This is a genomic window from Pseudomonas sp. SDO55104_S430 (assembly GCF_054070595.1).
Window position 1 is genome coordinate 1 of sequence record NZ_JBSVXG010000066.1, and the last position, 18,591, is coordinate 18,591.

18 protein-coding genes are annotated in these 18,591 nt (G+C 62.0%); 5 read left to right on the forward strand and 13 right to left on the reverse strand.

Annotation, left to right across the window (positions count from 1 at the left end):
• Positions 1-45: 45 nt before the first annotated feature.
• Both ACW9JE_RS14030 and ACW9JE_RS14035 read right to left on the reverse strand, forming a co-directional pair.
• A complete protein-coding gene (locus ACW9JE_RS14030) occupies positions 46-2,178 on the reverse strand; it encodes a TonB-dependent receptor (RefSeq protein ID WP_457433070.1) in 2,133 nt (710 codons plus the stop codon).
• 88 nt (positions 2,179-2,266) lie between these two features.
• A complete protein-coding gene (locus tag ACW9JE_RS14035; RefSeq protein WP_224536773.1) occupies positions 2,267-2,653 on the reverse strand; it encodes a DUF2946 domain-containing protein in 387 nt (128 codons plus the stop codon).
• A 95-nt stretch (positions 2,654-2,748) separates the two neighbouring features.
• Between ACW9JE_RS14035 and ACW9JE_RS14040 the strand changes: the two genes are divergently transcribed.
• The gene (locus ACW9JE_RS14040; RefSeq protein WP_224536770.1) at positions 2,749-3,186 is read left to right on the forward strand and encodes a DUF3995 domain-containing protein; all 438 of its coding nucleotides are present in this window, start codon (positions 2,749-2,751) and stop codon (positions 3,184-3,186) included.
• 183 nt (positions 3,187-3,369) lie between these two features.
• Here the strand turns inward: ACW9JE_RS14040 and ACW9JE_RS14045 are convergent, their stop codons facing one another.
• The 7 genes from ACW9JE_RS14045 to ACW9JE_RS14075 all read right to left on the reverse strand — a co-directional run bounded on the left by ACW9JE_RS14045 (position 3,370) and on the right by ACW9JE_RS14075 (position 10,688).
• On the reverse strand, positions 3,370-3,726 hold the full coding sequence (locus ACW9JE_RS14045; protein WP_457433071.1) for a Na+/H+ antiporter subunit G: 357 nt from the start codon (positions 3,724-3,726) through the stop codon (positions 3,370-3,372).
• Positions 3,723-4,001 (reverse strand): K+/H+ antiporter subunit F, encoded by a 279-nt coding sequence (locus ACW9JE_RS14050; protein WP_075949011.1) that lies wholly within the window; start codon positions 3,999-4,001, stop codon positions 3,723-3,725. The genes ACW9JE_RS14045 and ACW9JE_RS14050 overlap by 4 nt, the downstream gene beginning before the upstream one ends.
• Complete coding sequence (locus tag ACW9JE_RS14055; RefSeq protein WP_457433072.1) at positions 3,998-4,489, reverse strand: Na+/H+ antiporter subunit E; 492 nt, start codon at positions 4,487-4,489, stop codon at positions 3,998-4,000. The genes ACW9JE_RS14050 and ACW9JE_RS14055 overlap by 4 nt, the downstream gene beginning before the upstream one ends.
• Entirely contained in the window at positions 4,486-6,165 is a 1,680-nt protein-coding gene (locus ACW9JE_RS14060) for a monovalent cation/H+ antiporter subunit D (RefSeq protein ID WP_224536764.1), read from the reverse strand. The genes ACW9JE_RS14055 and ACW9JE_RS14060 overlap by 4 nt, the downstream gene beginning before the upstream one ends.
• The gene (locus ACW9JE_RS14065; RefSeq protein WP_007986256.1) at positions 6,162-6,506 is read right to left on the reverse strand and encodes a Na+/H+ antiporter subunit C; all 345 of its coding nucleotides are present in this window, start codon (positions 6,504-6,506) and stop codon (positions 6,162-6,164) included. The genes ACW9JE_RS14060 and ACW9JE_RS14065 overlap by 4 nt, the downstream gene beginning before the upstream one ends.
• Entirely contained in the window at positions 6,506-9,424 is a 2,919-nt protein-coding gene (locus tag ACW9JE_RS14070; RefSeq protein ID WP_457433073.1) for a monovalent cation/H+ antiporter subunit A, read from the reverse strand. Before ACW9JE_RS14070 ends, ACW9JE_RS14065 begins: the two co-directional genes overlap by 1 nt.
• A 199-nt stretch (positions 9,425-9,623) precedes the next feature.
• Entirely contained in the window at positions 9,624-10,688 is a 1,065-nt protein-coding gene (locus tag ACW9JE_RS14075; protein ID WP_457433074.1) for a DMT family transporter, read from the reverse strand.
• On the opposite strand from ACW9JE_RS14075, the gene ACW9JE_RS14080 reads away from it, so the two are divergent.
• Both ACW9JE_RS14080 and ACW9JE_RS14085 read left to right on the forward strand, forming a co-directional pair.
• Entirely contained in the window at positions 10,647-11,210 is a 564-nt protein-coding gene (locus ACW9JE_RS14080; RefSeq protein WP_457433075.1) for a helix-turn-helix domain-containing protein, read from the forward strand. The genes ACW9JE_RS14075 and ACW9JE_RS14080 overlap by 42 nt on opposite strands.
• A gap of 54 nt (positions 11,211-11,264) precedes the next feature.
• Positions 11,265-12,704 carry an FAD/NAD(P)-binding protein gene (locus ACW9JE_RS14085; RefSeq protein ID WP_457433076.1) on the forward strand — a complete coding sequence of 480 codons (1,440 nt, stop codon included), beginning with the start codon at positions 11,265-11,267 and terminating at the stop codon, positions 12,702-12,704.
• A 219-nt stretch (positions 12,705-12,923) separates the two neighbouring features.
• On the opposite strand, the gene ACW9JE_RS14090 is transcribed toward ACW9JE_RS14085, so the two are convergent.
• The 4 genes from ACW9JE_RS14090 to ppnN all read right to left on the reverse strand — a co-directional run bounded on the left by ACW9JE_RS14090 (position 12,924) and on the right by ppnN (position 16,219).
• On the reverse strand, positions 12,924-13,148 hold the full coding sequence (locus tag ACW9JE_RS14090) for a hypothetical protein (protein ID WP_224536754.1): 225 nt from the start codon (positions 13,146-13,148) through the stop codon (positions 12,924-12,926).
• Between the two features lie 253 nt (positions 13,149-13,401).
• Complete coding sequence (locus tag ACW9JE_RS14095; protein WP_224536752.1) at positions 13,402-13,794, reverse strand: hypothetical protein; 393 nt, start codon at positions 13,792-13,794, stop codon at positions 13,402-13,404.
• A gap of 160 nt (positions 13,795-13,954) precedes the next feature.
• Complete coding sequence (locus ACW9JE_RS14100; protein ID WP_224536751.1) at positions 13,955-14,695, reverse strand: response regulator; 741 nt, start codon at positions 14,693-14,695, stop codon at positions 13,955-13,957.
• 150 nt (positions 14,696-14,845) lie between these two features.
• Positions 14,846-16,219: a nucleotide 5'-monophosphate nucleosidase PpnN gene (gene ppnN / locus ACW9JE_RS14105; protein ID WP_175378966.1), complete on the reverse strand. Its 1,374-nt coding sequence runs from the start codon at positions 16,217-16,219 to the stop codon at positions 14,846-14,848.
• Positions 16,220-16,434: 215 nt separating this feature from the next.
• Here ppnN and ACW9JE_RS14110 point away from each other — a divergent pair, with 215 nt between their 5' ends.
• Both ACW9JE_RS14110 and ACW9JE_RS14115 read left to right on the forward strand, forming a co-directional pair.
• Positions 16,435-16,962, forward strand: a complete 528-nt coding sequence (locus ACW9JE_RS14110; RefSeq protein WP_224536749.1) for a DUF3087 family protein — start codon at positions 16,435-16,437, stop codon at positions 16,960-16,962.
• 75 nt (positions 16,963-17,037) lie between these two features.
• Complete coding sequence (locus tag ACW9JE_RS14115; protein WP_457433077.1) at positions 17,038-18,591, forward strand: sensor domain-containing diguanylate cyclase; 1,554 nt, start codon at positions 17,038-17,040, stop codon at positions 18,589-18,591.

Here is an 18,591-nt window from a genome sequence, read left to right on the forward strand (position 1 = left end):
GGGTTTCGATCAGCCCTGTAGGAGCGAGGCTTGCCCGCGAAGCTTTTAAAACCGCGTCTGAACGGCCAACTCGAACGTGCGCGGCGTCCCCAGGTAGTACGCCGGCGAAACATGCGCAAACTCGGCATACACCTCATTCGTCAGGTTGCGCACTCGCCCGGTGATGGTGGTGTGCCGATCCACCTTGTAGCTGAGGAATGAACCGAACAGCGTGTACGACGGCACGGTCATGGTGTTGGCGCTGTCGGCATACACCGACGCCACGTAACGCGCATCCACTCCGCCTTGCCATTGCGGCGAAAAATCATAAGTCAGCCACAGATTGCCGACCCGGTCCGGCACGTTGGTCGGCGTATTGCCCTTGCGCGAAACCACCTGGCCTGCCGCATTCTTCTCTGTGAATTCATCGTATTGCGCGTCCACCCAGGCGAAGTTGCCCTCCACCAGTAGCCGATCCGTGACACGCAGCGAGCTGGCCACCTCCACACCCTTTGAGGTCTGCTGCCCCACCGGAATGCTCAAGGTCGGATCCAGCGGATCGGTCACCGCAAAGTCCTTGCGCTCGATGGTGTACGCCGCCACCGTCGCTGAACCGCGCCCGTCCAGATAATCGAACTTGCTGCCGATCTCCCACTGCTTGCCCGTGGACACATCGAAGTCCTGGGTGCCGATGGGCTGCTCGGCGGCGGTGCTGTATTGCACGTAGACATTGGCTGACGGCAGGACTTGATAGGTCAGGCCGGCTCGCCCGGTCACCGGTTCCCAGCTGCGCTTGAGGTGTCGCGGGTTGTTCGCGGTCACGACGCGATGGTTGGTCACGTCCAGGTCGATGTCGTCATAGCGCAGGCCGGTGAGCAGCGAGAGTTTGTCGGTGAGCGCGAGGCGGTTTTCAACGAACAGCGCCTTGGTGGTGACTTCGTTGGTCTTGTCGCTGACATAACCTTGCTGCGTCCCTGGAATGTCGTAGAAGTGCCCCGGCTGGTAGTTGTTCGGATCGACCGTGCTGGCGCCTTTGACGTTCAGCGGCGAGTTGGTTGTCTGGTTGACCTTGTACTCGAAACCGCCGGACCAGGTGGTCGCCAGTCCCAGCATTTCGGTGTCGTGGCGCAGCTCGAACTGGTTGCCGTTCTGCTCACCCTGATGCCGCACCTGATACGCCGTGGAGCGATTCACCGCCGAGTTGTCGGCGTTGTACTGATAGGTCTCCAGGTTGCGGTAATCGCGCTGACTGTCGAGGTGGTAAAGCATGTTGCGCAGGGTGGTGCTGTCGTTGATCCGGTAGTCGATGATCGAGCGCACCCAGATCGTACGCTGCTCGTAGCGGCCATCCTCGACGTTGTAGTTTTTGAAGCGGTTGTGCTTGTCGATCTTCAGCTCGCCCGCCTTGGGATTCAGCACCGGGGTGCCCCAGTAGGGACTGTCCTCGTGCTCGTCCTGATATTCCAGGGCCAGGGTGTGGGACAGGTCGGGCGTGAGGTCGCTGAGCAGGGAGAACGCGACACTCCAGGCATCGCGCTCCTGGCGGTCGATGTAACCGTTACCGGTGTTGTGGCTGACGTCGAGACGGGCGTAGTGCTGCACGTCGGCGCCGGCCTCGCTCAAGGCGTGATTGACACCGAACGCGGTCTCGGTGGTGTCGTAGGTGCCGTAGCTGACACGGCCTTCCAGCGCCTGCTCGTCACGGGTTGCCAGCTTGGTCACGTAGTTCAGCGAACCGCCCACGGAGCCGGCGCCATTGATCAACGAAGACGGTCCGCCGACCAGCTCCACCCGGTCATAGATCCATGCATCCACCGGCCGTGCGAGACCGCCGGAGACATTGACGCCGTTGAACATCTGGGTGATCTGGCTGCTGGTGAAACCGCGGTAGGAGACGAAACCGCCGAAGCCCGGCGGTGCGCTGGCGTTGACCCCGGGCAGGGTGTTGGCGGCGTCCTGGAAGTTCTGGGCGCCGTGGCGCTCGATGTCATTGCGGTTGGCGATGGCCACCGAGGCCGGGGTATCCCGCACGCTCAGACCCAGGCGCGAGGCCATGCCGCTGGATTGATCAAGGTCGAGACCCGGTTCGGCGTCTTGCTCGCCATCGATAGTGATCGGCGCGAGGTCGACGGTGGATTGCGCCCAAGCGCTAACGGACAGGCAGCCGAACAGGCTCGCCAGCAAAGGAACGTGTTTCATCGATAAATCCTGAATGCTTGATTGCAAAGCAGCGCACGCGCGAACGCCTCGCGTTGGCGAAGTGAGCTGGTCGATTAAGGCAAGAGATTCAGGCGAGCGGCGGCGCGCGCGGATTGGCCGAGGGCCAGGTGAAGCGGGCAGGGAGGTCGGCGTTGGCAATCGGCGCCAATGGAGGGCTGTGTTGCTCGGGGAGAATCGCCAGGGTCAGGCTGGAGTTGAACGCCGGGCCCATGCCGCCGCTGGAGCACAACGGACAGCCGAACGCCTTGGACAGCGTCGGCAATTGATCGTCGGAAGATTGGCTCGAAACCGGAGTCTGGGTCGCCGGGTCGACGGTACAGAACTGTCCGCCGATGCCGTTGAGCTGCATTCCGACCATCTGCCCGTGACCGATGCTGCAGGCGAACACATTGAACAGAACGCAGCAGTAGAGCGTCCAGGCCAGCAGTGAGCGATCGGAGCGGGAGAATTTCATGGGGCGGCACTTTACTCCTCCGCCGACCGGTCGTGCACGACAAAAAATGCCGACTAGGATGATTCTGTCCAAATCTCTTTCAGGGATCTTCAACCATGACCTTTGCGTTGGCTCAATGGCTGGTGACGATGTTTGCAGTGATCAGTTTGGTACACGTGTATTGGGGACTGGGTGGCGAATGGGCAACGGTAGCTGCCGTCCCCCAGGTCCCGGTCGAAGGCAGCGTCCGTCTGCAACCGGCCTTCAAGCCCCGAGGCTGGATCACCCTGGTGGTCGCCGCCGCTCTGCTGATGATCGCGCTGCTGGTGTGTTTGCGGGTCGGCTGGTGGGTGCCGGTGATCGGGCATTGGTCACTGCAATGGCTGATCAGCGCGATCGCGATCCTGCTGTTCGCCCGGGCCATCGGCGATTCGGAGTTGGTGGGGTTCTTCAAACAGGTGAAAGACTCCAGGTTTGCCCTGTGGGATACCTGGATCTATTCACCGTTGTGCGTGATGTTGGGGGCGGGGTTGCTTGCAGTGGCCTGGGCCTGACCCACTCCCTGCAGGAGCGAGCACGCTCGCGATGGTCATCAACGATAACGCGGGGCACCAGATGCCCCGCATACCCGTGGGAGCGTGGCTTGCCCGCGATGGTCGTCAACGATGACGCTGGCTGCCTGATACCCCGCGGTGTTTCGTCTACCATCGCGAGCAAGCTCGCTCCTACAGTTGCAGTTACAGGTTTTGCGTTCGGCTGCTGACTTCGGCCGGCACATCATCCCCGGCCATGCGCTTGCGGAACAACGCCGCCCGCGCCAGCAGCAGCGTGGTCACCGGCACGGTGATCGCCAGCAGAATCGGAATCAGCCACGCATGCAGCACCGGCGCGGACTTGAGCGCCGAGAAGTAGATGATCGACGCCAACGCCACGCACCACGCCCCCAATGTCGAGGCCAGGGCGGGCGGGTGCATGCGTTGGAAATAATCCTTCATCCGCACCAGGCCAATCGCGCCGATCAGTGCGAACAGGCTGCTGAGCACCAGCAGGATCGCCACGGCAACTTCCACCCACAACGGGAGTTCAACGGTCATTCGATCACCTCGCCACGCAGGAGGAATTTGGCCAGGGCAAAGGAGCCGACGAAGCCGAACAGCGCGATCAGCAGCGCCGCTTCGAAGTAGGTATCACTGGCGTAGCGAATACCCAGGGTCAGCATCATCAGCATGGCGACGATGTACAGGTAGTCCAGCGCCAGGACCCGGTCCTGGGCCGATGGGCCTTTGAACAGGCGGATCAGGGTCAGGATCATCGCCACGGAAAACAGGAACAGGCTCAACAGAATCGCATTCGACAGCAGGGCGCTCATTCGAAAATCTCCATCAACGGGCGCTCGTACGTCGCCTTGAAGTGCTCGATGAGCGGCGCTTCGTCGTCTTCCAGGTCGAAGACGTGCAGCAGCAGGATGCTGCGGTCCAGCGCCAGTTCCGACCAGACCGTGCCGGGGACCACGGTGCAGATCATCGACAGGGTTGCCAGGCCGTTGGCATCGCGCAGGTCCAGCGGCACCTTGACGAAGCGCGAGCGCGGCGGGCGGCGGCCGGCGTTGAGCACGCTCCAGGCCACGGCGAGGTTGGATGCCAGCACGTCACGGCCAACCACCAGGAACAGGCGCAGGATCACCCATGGGCGACGGATGCGGATCGGCAGGGGGCGCAACTTGCGCATCATCAGCGGCGCGACGAAGCCCAAAATGGCGCCCAGCAGCAGGTTGCCAGGGCTGATCGACAGGTTCAGGACCAGCCACAACACCCACAATGCGAGCGAGAGCCAGGGAGCGGGAAACAGGCGCTTCATGGTTGCACCTCCAGCAGCGCCGCTTTGGCCTCGGGACCTGGAACCGCCCGGGTGCCGAGCACGGCCATCACGTATTGCTCCGGATTGTTCAAGGCATCGGCGGCGGCCTGGGTGTAGCGCAGCAGCGGTTCGGCCTTGAAGGTCAGGGCGATGCTCAGGCCCAGCAGGACGAAGATCGGCACGCATTCAAGGCGACGCAGCACCGGTGACGGGCGTTCCAGCGGCGTCCAGAAACGCTGGATGCCCATGCGGGAAAAGGCGACCAGCGAGGTCAGGCCAGAGATGATCAGCAGCGCCAGCAAACCCCACGCGGCATTCGAGATCGGCGCGTCACCGCCTAAGCCGAGAGGGTTGAGCAGGGCGTTGAGCAAACCAAGTTTGCCGATGAATCCCGAGAGCGGCGGCATGCCGACGATCAGCAGGGTGCAGGCAATGAAGCCGAGGCCGAGGAACGCCATGGTCCAGGGAATCACCTGGCCGACCACCGCTTTCTGCTCGTCGTCGAGGTTGACGCCCTTGGCCGGATGCAGGGATTCCAGCGGTCGCGGCAGCAATTCATTTTCGTCCTCCAGCGGCATTTCGTTCGCCGAGCGGGAGCGCTCGATCAACTCGGCCAGCAGGAACAAGGCGCTCAGTGCCAGAGTCGAGCTGACCAGATAAAACAGCGCTGCGCCGATCAGATTGGGTTGGGCGAAACCGATGGCCGACAGCAGAATCCCCGCCGACACCAGAATGCTCAGGCTGGCCATGCGTTCCAGGCGTTGCGCGGCGAGGATCGCCACGGCCGCGCAGACGATTGTCGCCATGCCGCCGTAGATCAGCCAGTCGCCGCCGAAGTACGCGGAAGCCCCCGCCTGGCCGGAAAACAGCAGAGTCCACAGTCGCAGGAAGGTATAGACGCCGACCTTGGTCATGATCGCGAACATCGCCGCCACCGGCGCGCTCGCCGACGAATAAGCCGGCACCAGCCAGAAGTTCAGCGGCCACATTCCGGCCTTGGCCAGGAACGCCACAGCGAGAATCCCCGCGCCGGCATGCAGCAGGCCGCGATCGGCTTCCGCCACCAGCGGGATCTTCAGCGCCAGGTCGGCCATGTTCAGAGTGCCGGTGACGCCGTAGATCAGCGCGGCGCCGATCAGGAACAGGGTCGAGGCCAGCAGGTTGATCGAGATGTAATGCAGCCCCGACGACACCCGCGCCCGGCCCGAGCCGTGCAGCATCAGGCCGTAGGACGCGGCCAGCAGCACTTCGAAGAACACGAACAGGTTGAACAGGTCCGCCGTCAGGAACGCGCCATACAGGCCCATCAGCTGAATCTGGAACAGCGCGTGGAAACTCGAACCGGCCTTGTCCCAGCGCGCCATGGCGAACAGCAGGGCGCTGACGCCGATGATCCCGGTCAGCACCAGCATCAGTGCCGACAGGCGATCGACCACCAGCACCAGGCCAAATGGCACTTGCCAGTTGCCCGGCAGGTAGACGCCGATGGAGCCGGGTACGCCGGTGGTTTGTGTCCATTGCAGTAGCAATACCGAGATACCCAGCCCCAGCAGGCTGGAAAACAGATTGATCTTGGCTTTGAGCGGACGGTGCTTTTCGCCGAGCATCATCATGATGGCGGCGGTCAGCAGCGGCAGCAGGATCGGGGCCGCGATCAGGTGCGTCATTGCATTCATTCTTTAGGCTCCCGGCCATCCACATGGTCGGTGCCGGTCAGGCCCCTTGAGGCAAGCAGGACCACCAGGAACAGCGCGGTCATGGCGAAGCTGATGACGATGGCGGTCAGCACCAGGGCCTGGGGCAGCGGGTCGGTGTAGTGCAGCAGGTCCTGCGGTACGCCGTCCTTGATGATCGGCTCCTTGCCGATGAACAGGCTGCCCATGCTGAAGATGAACAGGTTGACGCCATAGGACAGCAGGCACAGGCCCATGACCACCTGGAATGTCCGTGGACGCAGAATCAGCCAGACGCCGGACGCGGCCAGTACGCCGATGGCGATTGCGATGACTTCTTCCATCAGACGGCCTCCTTGATGGCGACGGGTTTGGGCAGGGCCGCAGTCTTGTGACCACGAACCGATTGGTGGGCAAGGGCGGTGAGGATCAGCAGGGTCGAGCCGACCACGACCGCATACACACCAACGTCGAAGAACAGCGCGCTGGCCAGGTGAATGTCACCCAGCAGTGGCAGTGAGAAATGCCAGGTATGGGTGGTCAGGAACGGATAACCGACCGCCATGGCACCAAGGCCGGTGACCGTGGCGAACAGCAGGCCGGTGCTCATCCAGCGCAGCGGCCGCAGGCTCATCTGCGCCTCGACCCACTGGGTGCCGGCGACCATGTATTGCAGGATGAACGCCACCGACATCACTAGCCCCGCGACAAAACCGCCGCCCGGCTGGTTATGCCCGCGCATGAACAGGTAGAACGAGACCACGAAGGCAATTGGCAGCAGCAGGCGCACCAGCACCGCCGGGACCATCATGAAGCCCAGCGCGGTATCGCTGGCGTGACGCGGGTTGACCAGATCGGTGACCACATCCGGCGCGAGCAGGCGCTGCTGGGCCGGCAGTTGCATGCTTTCCTTCGGCGGGCGGAAGCGTCGCAGCAGCGCGTAAACAGTCAGCGCAACTGCCACCAGCACGGTGACTTCACCAAGGGTGTCGAAGCCACGGAAGTCCACCAGCATCACGTTGACCACGTTGCTGCCGCCGCCCTCGGGCAGGGCGCGGCTCAGGTAGAAGGAGGAAATGTCGTTGGGGGTCTGCCGGGTCAGCATCGCGTAAGACAGCAGCGCCATGCCGCCGCCGACCGCGGTCGACAGCAACAAGTCGCGGATCCGGCGGATGCGGGCCTTGCGCAGGCTGCTGGGCAGTGGCGAGACTTCTTCGATCCGCCGCGGTAGCCAGCGCAGGCCCAGCAGGATCAGCACCGTGGTCACCACTTCGACCACCAACTGAGTCAGGGCCAGGTCAGGCGCCGAGAACCAGACGAAAGTGACGCAGGTCATCAGGCCGCAGACGCTGACCATGGTCAGTGCCGCGAGACGGTGATACTTGGCCTGATACGCGGCGCCCAGGGCGCAGGCGATCGCCAGCAGCCAGAGGGTCACGAACACGATCGAACCCGGAATCTTCGGCCTGTCGCCCCAGCTCAGGTGGCTGTGCAGCATCGGAATCAGGCCGGCCAGGACGGCGGCGAGCACCATCAGGAACAGCTGGGTTTGCAGGCGGCGGGTGCTGATTCGCCGCTCGAGGCGTCGGGCCAGGCGCATCTTGATTACCAACGCGCGTTCGAAAAAGCGCTTGCCATTGAACCGGCCAATCAGCGGCGGGTAGCGGAAGCGCCCGAGCTTGAGCTGATTGCGCAGCAACAGGTACAACACGATGCCGCCGGACATGGCGATCAGGCTCATGATCATCGGCGCGTTCAAGCCGTGCCAGATGGCGAGACTGTATTCGGGGAGCGTGCTGCCCACTACCGGCAGGGCAGCGGCTGCGAGTACCGGGCCGACCACCTGCGCGGGGAAAATCCCCACCACCAGGCAGGTGAAGACCAGCAGCTCCACCGGCGCACGCATCCAGCGTGGCGGCTCGTGGGGTGTATGGGGCAGGTCGGTGGCGGTCGGGCCGAAGAACACGTCGACGGTGAACCGCAGGGAATAGGCGACGCTGAAGGTGCCGGCGATGGTCGCCACGATCGGCAGGGTGGTTTCGATCCAGGCCGAGGCGTTGATGAACACGGTTTCGGCGAAGAACATTTCCTTGGACAGGAAGCCGTTGAGCAGCGGTACGCCGGCCATCGAGGCACTGGCGACCATGGCCAGGGTCGCGGTGAAAGGAATCAGTTTGATCAGGCCGCTGAGTTTGCGGATGTCGCGGGTACCGCTTTCGTGGTCGATGATCCCCGCGGCCATGAACAGCGAGGCCTTGAAAGTGGCGTGGTTGAGGATGTGGAACACCGCTGCCACCGCTGCCAGAGGGCTGTTGAGGCCGAGCAGCAGGGTGATCAGGCCCAGGTGGCTGATGGTCGAGTAGGCCAGCAGACCCTTGAGATCGTTCTGGAACATCGCGCAGTACGCGCCCAGCAAAAGCGTCGCGGCCCCGGCGCCGCTGACGATGTAGAACCATTCTTCGCTGCCGGACAGCGACGGCCACAGCCGCGCCAGCAGGAAAACTCCAGCCTTGACCATGGTCGCCGAGTGCAGATACGCCGAGACCGGCGTCGGCGCGGCCATGGCGTGAGGCAGCCAGAAGTGGAAGGGGAATTGCGCGCTTTTGCTCAGGGCGCCGATGAGGATGAGGGGAAGCAGGATGGGATACAGGGCATGTGCACGAATCAGATTGCCAGCGGCCAGGACCTTGTCCAGGTCATAGCTGCCGACCACATGGCCGAGCAGCATGACCCCTGCCAGCAGGCACAAACCACCGGCGCCGGTGACCATCAGCGCCATGTAAGCGCCGCGTCGCGCGTCGGCGCGGTGGTGCCAGTAGCCGATCAACAGGAACGAGAAAAGGCTGGTCAGCTCCCAGAAAAACACGATCTGGATCAGGTTGCCGGAGATCACCAGCCCGAGCATGGCGCCCATGAACGCCAGGAAAAACGCGAAGAACCGCGGCACCGGATCGTTCGGCGACATGTAGTAGCGCGCGTACAGCGACACCAGCGTGCCAATGCCCAACACCAGTAGCGAGAACAGCCAGGCGAAGCCGTCCATGCGCAGAACGAAGTTCAGGCCCAGGCTCGGCAGCCAGAAGAATTCCTCGCGGATCACGCCGCCGTGGGCGATCTGCGGATAAAGGAGAGCGACCTGAACAGTACCGATCAGGGCAACCAGGCCAGCCAGGAGGGATTCGGCATTACGTGCATTGTGTGGCAGCACGGCTGCCACACAGCTGCCCAAGAAAGGCAGAAGAAGTAGAACTATCAGGGACATAGGCTTCTAATCTGCGGAAGTTTGTGAAGCATCATACGTGCCAGCTTCCCGATCACCAAACGCCAAGGTGTCGCAGAATCCTACAAGGTAGACGGAAAAGTCCTGTTGCACAGCGTTTCAAACAACCGGCCAAAAAAAATCGCAGCCTGCGTAGGCAGTGTAGGAGCTGCCGCAGGCTGCGATCTTTTGATTCTGCTATTTAATTGTTGCTTTCGCTCTCCAGCGATTCTTCAACCTCGACAACCGCCTTACCCTTGGTCTTCAACTCACTGACGATCACCGCCGCCACAATCATCCCCGCACCCACTAGGGCAATCGCCGGCAGCCGCTCCCCGGCGATCCGCCCGACGATGCCGGCCCACACCGGCTCGCCCGCGTAGATCAATGTTGCACGAGTCGGCGAGACGCTCTTCTGCGCCCAGTTCATCGCCACCTGAATCGCCGCACTCGCCACGCCCAGGCCCAGGGCGCTGCACAGCAGCAGCCAGGAGAAATCGGGGATGCGCTCCTGAGTCGGCACCACCAGCAAGAACGACAGCAACGAGGTGACAGCCAGTTGCACCACAGTCACCCGTTTCACATCGACCTGACCGGCGAAGTTGCTGATCAGGATGATCTCCGCGGCAATCGCGATGGCACTGATCAGTGTGGCGATTTCACCGGGGCTGAAATGGAACGATGCTCCGGCTGGGCCCGACAGCAGCATCAGGCCGGTAAACGCCAGCATGATCCCGATGCTCGGCATCAGCCCCGGACGGCGACCCAGCACCAGCCATTGCAGCAATGGCACGAAGGGCACGTACAACGCGGTGATGAACGCCGACTGGCTGCTGGGGATGCTTTGCAAGCCAACGGTCTGCAAGCCGTAGCCGAGCATGATCGCCACGCCGATGAAGGATCCGGCCTTGAGTTCGAAAAAGGTCAGTTCGCGCAGGCTGCGCCAGGAAAACAGCGCGACGATGATTGCCGCAGCCGCGAAGCGCAGGCCGACAAAAAACATCGGGCCGCTGACGGTCATGGCATGCTGGACCAGCAAAAAGGTCCCGCCCCAGACCATGGTGATCAATACCAGCACGCACTCAGCCTTGCTGAGCCGCAGGAAACGGGAGGAGGCTTGAGGGGAGTTCGCCGACGTCATGACCTTGCACACTAATTGAGGCGGACGCACAATGCGCCCGAAGTTGGGCAGTATACTGCGCAGCACCACCAAGTGAGCAATATAGTGCACAAAAATTCTTCTCAACGGGCGTCGGTCCTGCAGCATGTCAGCCACAACGTTCGCCGCCTGCGTCATGCCGCGGACATGAGCCAGACGGCCCTCGCGGAAAAATCGGGGGTCAGCCGGCGCATGCTGGTGGCCATCGAGGCCGGCGAAAAGAATGTCAGCCTGACCACCCTCGATCGCGTGGCAGAGGCGCTGGACGTGGCGTTCAGCGATCTGATCCAGGCGCCCGACGTGCGCGACCACAGCCGCATCAACGAACTGGCCTGGGCCGGGACGATTCCTGGCAGCAAGGCGGTGTTGCTGGCCAAGGCCAACGCCAGCCGCGAAGTCGAACTGTGGGAATGGCGCCTGGAGCCGGGGGAGCATTACCCGTCCGAGCCGGATGCCGATGGCTGGAGCGAGCAGTTCTATGTATTCGAAGGCTGCCTGACCTTGATGGTCGGCGATGTGCCGCATCACATAAATGCTGGCGAGTTCTTCATGTTTGCCAGTAATCAGCCACATTCCTATCGCAATGAGGGAGAAGTGGCGGTGCGATTTGTGCGTAATGTGGTGATTTGAACTGCTGTCTGTTCGCGGTTTACATGACCTCCATTTGAGATCGGTGAAAACGGCATGAGTGAAATTCAACAGGGATCGGCGACCGACCCCATCCGTCACGCAGACATCCTGATCATTGGCGGCGGCCTCAGTGGCGCGATGCTGGCGGCGCAACTGCTGCGATTGCCGGGTCGCCGGCAGGTGCTGGTGATCGAACCACGCGCCGAACTCGGTCGAGGCGAAGCCTACAGCGCCGTGGAACTGGGCCACACGCTCAACGGTAATGCGGCGCGCATGAGTGTCGATCCGGATAACGCCGATGACCTGACCCAATGGTTGACCGACTACATCGCCGCCGGCGGCTGGCCGGAGTCGGATGAGCAGCATGTGCCGATCAGCGAGCTGTTCCCGCCCCGGGGGATTTTTGGTCTGTACGTTCAGCAGCGCCTGGCCGAGGCGCAGGCGGTGGGCGCGCAGCACGGCTCGACCGTGGAACATGTGCGGGCCGAGGTGGTGGACCTGCAAAGCGATGCCGATTCCGTGCGCCTGACTTTGAGCGATGGTCAGCGATTGCAGGGCGCTTTCGCGGTGCTGGCGACCGGAATGTTCCCCGCCGCGCGTACGCCGCAAACCGAATCCAGCGGTCTGAACGCAGCGGCGCTCGATCCCTGGGATGTGGCTGCGATGCGCCAGCTCGATCCGCAGTCGACGGTGCTGATCATCGGCTCGGGCCTGACCATGGTCGACGCTGTGGTGTCGCTGGAGCAGGCCGGGCATCGCGGGCCGATCGAGGTGTTCTCCCGCCATGGTCTGCTGCCCCATGTGCGGCGGCAACCACCGGCCTGGCCGGACTTTCTCGCCGAGGACCACAGCATCCGCACACCAAGGCAACTGGTGCGCGAACTGCGCCGGCATTGTCGTGAGGCCATCGCTCAGGGCATTGACTGGCAGGCGCCACTGGACACGGTGCGGGCCAATATCGGGCGTTTGTGGAATCAGGCGACCGACGTGCAACGCCGGCAGTTCGTAAGGCATATACGGCCTTGGTGGGAGAGTCATCACCACCGTTCGCCGCCCCTGAGCGCGGAACTGGTGGCGCGGTTGCACGGGGAAGGGCGGTTGCGGATTCAGGCGGCGTCGTTCAAGGGGCTTGAACCCTCGTTGAATGGTGAAGTGAGCATCCGCATTCGTCGCCGGGGTGAAGCGCAAACCTGCGTTGTCAGTGGTGCGGCGCTGATCAATTCCAGCGGTATCGAATACGACTGGCGCCGGGTGGCGCGCCCCTTGCCCCAACAGTTGCTGGAACGCGGTTTGATCAAGCCGGGGCCGTTGGCGTTGGGGATTGCCGCACAGGTGGATGGCGCGGTGCTGGGCGCCAATGGACAGCCCGCCGCAAGGCTGTTCGCCATGGGCCCGCCGTTGCGCGGGATGTGGTGGGAAAGTACCGCCGTCACCGATGTCGCCAGCCAGGCCAAGGCTCTGGCGGCTCGATTGGCTACAACGGACCAACTGTAGGAGCGAGCATGCTCGCGATGGCGGACGGAGCACTGCGGGGAATCAGGCTTCCCGCGTCATCGTTGACGACCATCGCGGGCAAGCCACGCTCCCACAGGGGTTTGGGTTAAACGCAAGATTTGTGTCCGACACGAATATTGCAGGATCGGCAAAACAGAAAACCCCGGGTAGATCGGATCTGCCCGGGGTTTTCTGTTTCAAGCAGCCCAAGGCTGTTGATCAATAACGCTGGTACTTGGAGCCGAACTCTGGGCGGTTTTCCGCGACGTAGAGTTTTGCTTTCTGGCTGTCCTGATGGTCGATGCCGACAGTGTTCACGTTGACCGTGGCCGGTTGAGTGACAGTGGTCGCTGCTACGACTTGTTGAGTGGCGTGTGGCGCGGCGATGGCCGAAGTGGCGCCAAGGACCGAAAGGGCGAAGCCGATACCGATGATGCTTTTCATGATGTTGCTCCGGGGGTGGTGAGAAGATGGGTTCACTTTAGGGCCGGAGCGCCGAGATGAAAAAACACCCTTGGGCATAGTTGTTATCGAGAATAATGATCGTTCATGGATCCAATGCAGCGTCAAGTGCGACCTAACCCTCCAACACATACCCTGTAGGAGCTGACGAGTGAAACGAGGCTGCGATTCTTTGATCCTGAAAATCCAAATCAAAAGATCGCAGCCTCCGGCAGCTCCGAGGGGACTGCGTTAATCAGTAGCGCTGGTATTTCGAGCCGAACTCGGCGCGGTTTTCCGCCACGACTACACCGCCGCGTTCACGCAATTCCTGCAGGCGTTCGGCTCCGCCTTCGGCGACGCGATTCTGGATCAGTCGATCGGAGCCACCCTCAGCCACACGATTTCCCATCAATCGGTCAGAACCATCGGCCGCCACGCGCTCACGCAGTTCCTGCAAACGATCGGCACCGCCTTCCGCCACGCGATTCTGTTGCAGGCGATCCGAACCGTCCGAAGCCAGCAGGGCCTTGACCGAGCTTTGCGGTGCGACAGCCGTGGTGTTGGCCGAGGCCAGGGTCGACAGGCCGAGACCGCCCACCAATGCCAGACCGAGGGCCAGGGACGAAACTTTCGAGAAGTTGAACATGGTTGATTCTCCGTGCGCTTAAGTGTGAGTGGTCAGTAGCTCGTGCTAGCTGGTGGTCACAGTTAAACGCCCGGGTGTATCGCGGGTGTGTGCTTGAACGGTGTGAAATCGGCGGTTGCGTATCTGTCGCGGCTTTCAATACACAGTGATACAAATCCCTTCACGCCTGTTCGTCGAGCATCTCCACGGGGAAGGAGAACACGTAGCCTTCGCTGCGAACGGTCTTGATGTAGCTCGCCTCCCGAGAGTCGTCCTTCAGGCGTTGGCGCAAGCGGCTTACCAGCAAGTCGATGGAGCGATCAAACAGATCGGCGTCGCGGCCCTGGGTCAGATTCAGCAACTGATCGCGGCTCAGCACCCGTTGCGGGTGATCGAGGAACACCCGCAGCAGGCGGTATTCGGCGCCGCTGAGGGCCACCATGGTCTGGTCTTCGTCCACCAGATGACGGGCGGTGGTGTCCAGGCGCCAGCGACCGAAGGCCAGCATGCGGCCGCTTTCGGTGACCAGCAGATTGGGCGGCAACATTCGCGTGCGGCGCAGCACGGCATTGATCCGCGCCAGCAGTTCGCGGGCGGCGAAAGGTTTGGTCAGGTAGTCGTCGGCGCCCATTTCCAGACCGAGGATGCGGTCGGTCTCGTCGTCGCGGGCGGTGAGCATCAGAATCGGCGTGGCTTTGTGCTTGCCCGAACGCAACTCGCGGCAGAGCACCAGACCATCGTCGCCGGGCATCATGATGTCCAGCACGATCAGATCGACCTGATTGGCTTCCAGGAAACTGCGCATCTGCCGACCGTCGGCGACCACGGTGGTGCGCAGGCCGTTCTTCTTCAGGTAATTGCCGACCAGTTCGCGGATTTCGCGGTCATCGTCGACGATCAGGATGTGATTCACGTGGTCCATCGGTGGATCCCTTTATTATTCGGATGACGCAACCCTGTAGGAGCGAGCTTGCTCGCGATGGACTCGAAAACGCCGCTGGGTGTCAGGCTTCCCGCGTTTTCGTTGACGTCCATCGCGAGCAAGCTCGCTCCTACAGGGAGTGGCAAGCGGTCAGGCGACCACTCGATAACACGGCACATACGCCGCGCCACCCGGCAGTTTCATCCGGTGCTGGGCGACGAAGGCTTTGAGCAGTTGATCCAGCGGTTGCATGATCGCCGCGTCACCACGGATCTGATATGGCCCGTGCTCCTCGATCAGGCGGATGCCCTTGTCCTTGACGTTGCCGGCGACGATACCGGAGAACGCGCGGCGCAGGTTGGCGGCCAGTTCGTGGGGCGGCAGGTCGCGGCTGAGCTTGAGGTTGGCCATGTTTTCGTGGGTCGGGTCGAATGGACGCTGGAAGCCCTCGTCAATCTTCAGCAGCCAGTTGAAATGGAACGCGTCGTTGCGCTCGCGACGGAACTGCTTGACCGCCTTGAGGCCCTGGGTCATCTGCCGGGCGACTTCCGCCGGATCGTCGATGATGATCTGGTAATGCTGCTTGGCCGCTTCACCCAGGGTCGCGCCGACGAAGGCGTCCAGTTGCTCAAGGTACGGCGCGGCGTGTTTCGGCCCGGTGAGCACGACCGGGAAGGGCAGGCCTTCGTTGTCCGGGTGCATCAGGATGCCGAGCAGGTAGAGGAATTCTTCCGCGGTGCCGGCGCCGCCCGGGAAGATGATGATGCCGTGACCGACACGAACGAAGGCTTCCAGGCGTTTTTCGATGTCCGGCAGGATCACCAGTTCGTTGACGATCGGGTTCGGTGCCTCGGCGGCAATGATCCCCGGTTCTGTCAGGCCCAGGTAGCGACCGCCGTGGATACGCTGCTTGGCGTGGGCGATGGTGGCGCCTTTCATCGGGCCTTTCATCACGCCGGGACCGCAACCGGTGCACACGTCCAGGCTGCGCAGGCCCAGTTCGTGGCCGACTTTCTTGGTGTATTTGTATTCTTCGGTGTTGATCGAGTGGCCGCCCCAGCACACCACGATCTTGGGCTCCACGCCGGGGCGCAGGGTGCGGGCGTTGCGCAGCAGGTGGAAGACGTAGTCGCTGATGCCCTGGGAAGTGCTCAGGTCGATGCGTTGACTGTCGAGTTCGTTTTCGGTGTAGACGATGTCGCGCAGGGCGCTGAACAGCATTTCACGGGTGCTGGCGATCATTTCGCCATCGACGAAGGCGTCGGCGGGGGCGTTCAGCAGTTCCAGGCGTACGCCGCGGTCTTGTTGGTGAATGCGGATTTCGAAGTCTTTGTAGGCTTCGAGGATGGTTTTGGCGTTATCGACGTGGGCGCCGGTGTTGAGGATGGCCAGGGCGCATTGGCGGAAGATGTCGTAAGTGCTGCCGGATCCGGCTTCGCTCAGTTGCTGGACTTCCCGTTGCGAGAGTGTTTCCAGGCTGCCTTTCGGGCTGACCGAAGCGTTGATTACTTGTCGTTGGGTCATTCAAAGATCCTTAAAACGATGTCATTCCTGAAGAAAACAACGAATGGCATCCGAATAGTGTGTATCCATAAAAGAAGATGGCACTGATTACGTGGTCTCGCCATGTCCCAATTTGACGATGAAAAAATGAAAAGGAGCCCCAGCATAGCCAAATCCTTTGCAAAGGCGATAATGCCCGCAAACTTTTTGCCTGCCGTAGAAGGAAACCCCAGGTCATGTTCGAAATCCAGCCGATGAATGCCGAGATCTATCGCAAACAGACCCGGCGCAGCACGCTGATCATCGCCCTGATTTTCCTGGCGCTGGCGATGGTGCTGTCGACCGCGGCGGTGGCGGTGTTCGGAGAGCCTGGCGGGGATAACCTGCGCTTCAACATCGGCGGGGTGTTCGCCGCGGTGCTGCTGATGGCGGCACTGATGCGCAAGGTGTTCTGGAACCAGGAATGGATGGCGGCGGCGGTCTACAACTGGCAGCTCAAGCGCAGCCTGATGAGCGTGACCAACGTCATGCATCACCTCAAGGCAGCCGTTGAAAAGCAGGATCCGAGCGCGATGAAGCTGATGCGCTTCTATCATCTGGGGTTGAGCCAGATGCACGAACTGGACGGCAACTCCAGCGACCAAGGGCAATTGCGTCGGGAAATGGAACAACACGAAGCGCGGATGCAGGCGCTGGGCCTGGACACGCAACAGACGCGACTCGATCCGGCCTGGCTGGAGGCGGTGAAGCGGACATCGGTCTAACCTGCTGTAGCAGAAAATCACGGGCACTGAGCAAGGAAGCCTGTCGTGTCACAAAAAAATCACGGAGTGAGGGTCATGGGGCATCCGGCTATCTACGATCAAATCGAGAAGAATCGACCCGGCATTGCCCGGCTGAAGGCGCAATCGGTGCTGACGTTGCTGGTCGCCGTGTGCCTTTCGATGGCGGTGATCGTCATTTGGCAGTCCTGGACCTCGCGTCAGTACCACCTGCATGACAAGCAGGTGGCAATGTCTAACCTCGCGCAGACCCTGGCGTCACAGGCGCAGGCATCGATCAAACAGGCCGATACTTTGCTCTTCACCCTGGTCAATCGCCTGGAAAACGACGGCATCGAAGGCGACCGACTCGATCGACTGCAGCGTCTGATGAGCGCCCAGCGCAGCGAACTGAGCCAGCTCCACGGCCTGTTCGTGTATGACGAAACCGGCAAGTGGGTCGCCAATTCCAATGGCGCCGAAGTCGGCGTGGCGAACAATTCCGACCGCGAATATTTCATTTACCACCGCGACCATCCGGATCGCGGGCCGCACATCGGCCCGTCGATCAAAAGCCGTTCCAGCGGCGAATGGATCATGACCGTGTCGCGGCGGGTCAATCATCCCGACGGCAGTTTTGCCGGCGTGGCCCTGGCGACCCTCTATCTCACGCATTTCCTGCAGCTCTACGACAGCATCGACATGGGCAATAACGGCGTGATCAACCTGATCGCCGACGATGCCAGCATTATCGTGCGCCGCCCTTTCAAGGAAGCCGACGTCGGCAGCAGCCTGGCCAAGAGCCAACTGTTCACCCAATTGCTGCCCCAGGCCAGCGCGGGCACGGGCACCGTCAAGTCGATTCTCGATGGTGTCGAGCGGGTGGTGGGCTATCGTCGGGTCGACGGCTATCCGCTGATTGTTTTCGTGGCGTTGAACAAGGATGAAATCCTCGCCAGCTGGCGCACGGAGTCGATCCTCAGTGCGCTGATCGTCTCGGTGCTGCTGGCATTCCTCGGCGTGCTCGGGTATCGCCTGATCAAGTCGATGCAGCAGCAGAACCGCATTCAGGTCGAGTTGCTCGGCTCCCAGGAAAAACTCCTCGAACTCAATCGCAACCTCGAACTGCTGGCGCTGGAGGACGCGCTGACCGGCCTAGCAAATCGCCGTCAGTTCGATCTATTCATCCAGGCGGAAACCGGCCGCGCCCGGCGCAACCAGACGGGGCTGGCACTGCTGATGATCGATGTCGATCATTTCAAGGCATTCAACGATCACTACGGCCATCTGGCGGGTGACGCCTGTCTGCGCAAGATCGCGGCAATCATCACCGATCACATCAAGCGCCCCGGGGATCTGGCGGCACGTTTTGGCGGCGAGGAATTTTCCGTGGTGTTGCCCGGCACCGACTACGTGGGAGCGTTCCTGGTGGCGGAGAAAATCCGTCGCGCGGTGCTGGCAGCCGGCTTGCAGCACAATGAAAGTCCGGAAGGCATGATTACCGTCAGCGTCGGCGTGTGTGGCTACGATCCGGCGTCCGAGACCACAACCGAGGAACTGATCGGTGCCGCCGACAAGGCGTTGTACGTGGCCAAGGCCAGTGGACGCAACATGAGCGTGATTGCCAACTGA

What these genes read in the sequence shown, in the direction of transcription:
- ACW9JE_RS14090 (WP_224536754.1), bottom strand. Translation starts at nt 13,148, where the DNA reads ATGAAAAGCATCATCGGTATCGGCTTCGCCCTTTCGGTCCTTGGCGCC.
- ACW9JE_RS14115 (WP_457433077.1), top strand. Translation starts at nt 17,038, where the DNA reads ATGGGGCATCCGGCTATCTACGATCAAATCGAGAAGAATCGACCCGGC.
- ACW9JE_RS14110 (WP_224536749.1), top strand. Translation starts at nt 16,435, where the DNA reads ATGTTCGAAATCCAGCCGATGAATGCCGAGATCTATCGCAAACAGACC.
- ACW9JE_RS14045 (WP_457433071.1), bottom strand. Translation starts at nt 3,726, where the DNA reads ATGACCGTTGAACTCCCGTTGTGGGTGGAAGTTGCCGTGGCGATCCTG.
- ppnN (WP_175378966.1), bottom strand. Translation starts at nt 16,219, where the DNA reads ATGACCCAACGACAAGTAATCAACGCTTCGGTCAGCCCGAAAGGCAGC.
- ACW9JE_RS14070 (WP_457433073.1), bottom strand. Translation starts at nt 9,424, where the DNA reads ATGTCCCTGATAGTTCTACTTCTTCTGCCTTTCTTGGGCAGCTGTGTG.
- ACW9JE_RS14035 (WP_224536773.1), bottom strand. Translation starts at nt 2,653, where the DNA reads ATGAAATTCTCCCGCTCCGATCGCTCACTGCTGGCCTGGACGCTCTAC.
- ACW9JE_RS14085 (WP_457433076.1), top strand. Translation starts at nt 11,265, where the DNA reads ATGAGTGAAATTCAACAGGGATCGGCGACCGACCCCATCCGTCACGCA.
- ACW9JE_RS14100 (WP_224536751.1), bottom strand. Translation starts at nt 14,695, where the DNA reads ATGGACCACGTGAATCACATCCTGATCGTCGACGATGACCGCGAAATC.
- ACW9JE_RS14030 (WP_457433070.1), bottom strand. Translation starts at nt 2,178, where the DNA reads ATGAAACACGTTCCTTTGCTGGCGAGCCTGTTCGGCTGCCTGTCCGTT.
- ACW9JE_RS14075 (WP_457433074.1), bottom strand. Translation starts at nt 10,688, where the DNA reads ATGCTGCAGGACCGACGCCCGTTGAGAAGAATTTTTGTGCACTATATT.
- ACW9JE_RS14050 (WP_075949011.1), bottom strand. Translation starts at nt 4,001, where the DNA reads ATGAGCGCCCTGCTGTCGAATGCGATTCTGTTGAGCCTGTTCCTGTTT.
- ACW9JE_RS14040 (WP_224536770.1), top strand. Translation starts at nt 2,749, where the DNA reads ATGACCTTTGCGTTGGCTCAATGGCTGGTGACGATGTTTGCAGTGATC.
- ACW9JE_RS14055 (WP_457433072.1), bottom strand. Translation starts at nt 4,489, where the DNA reads ATGAAGCGCCTGTTTCCCGCTCCCTGGCTCTCGCTCGCATTGTGGGTG.
- ACW9JE_RS14065 (WP_007986256.1), bottom strand. Translation starts at nt 6,506, where the DNA reads ATGGAAGAAGTCATCGCAATCGCCATCGGCGTACTGGCCGCGTCCGGC.
- ACW9JE_RS14060 (WP_224536764.1), bottom strand. Translation starts at nt 6,165, where the DNA reads ATGAATGCAATGACGCACCTGATCGCGGCCCCGATCCTGCTGCCGCTG.
- ACW9JE_RS14095 (WP_224536752.1), bottom strand. Translation starts at nt 13,794, where the DNA reads ATGTTCAACTTCTCGAAAGTTTCGTCCCTGGCCCTCGGTCTGGCATTG.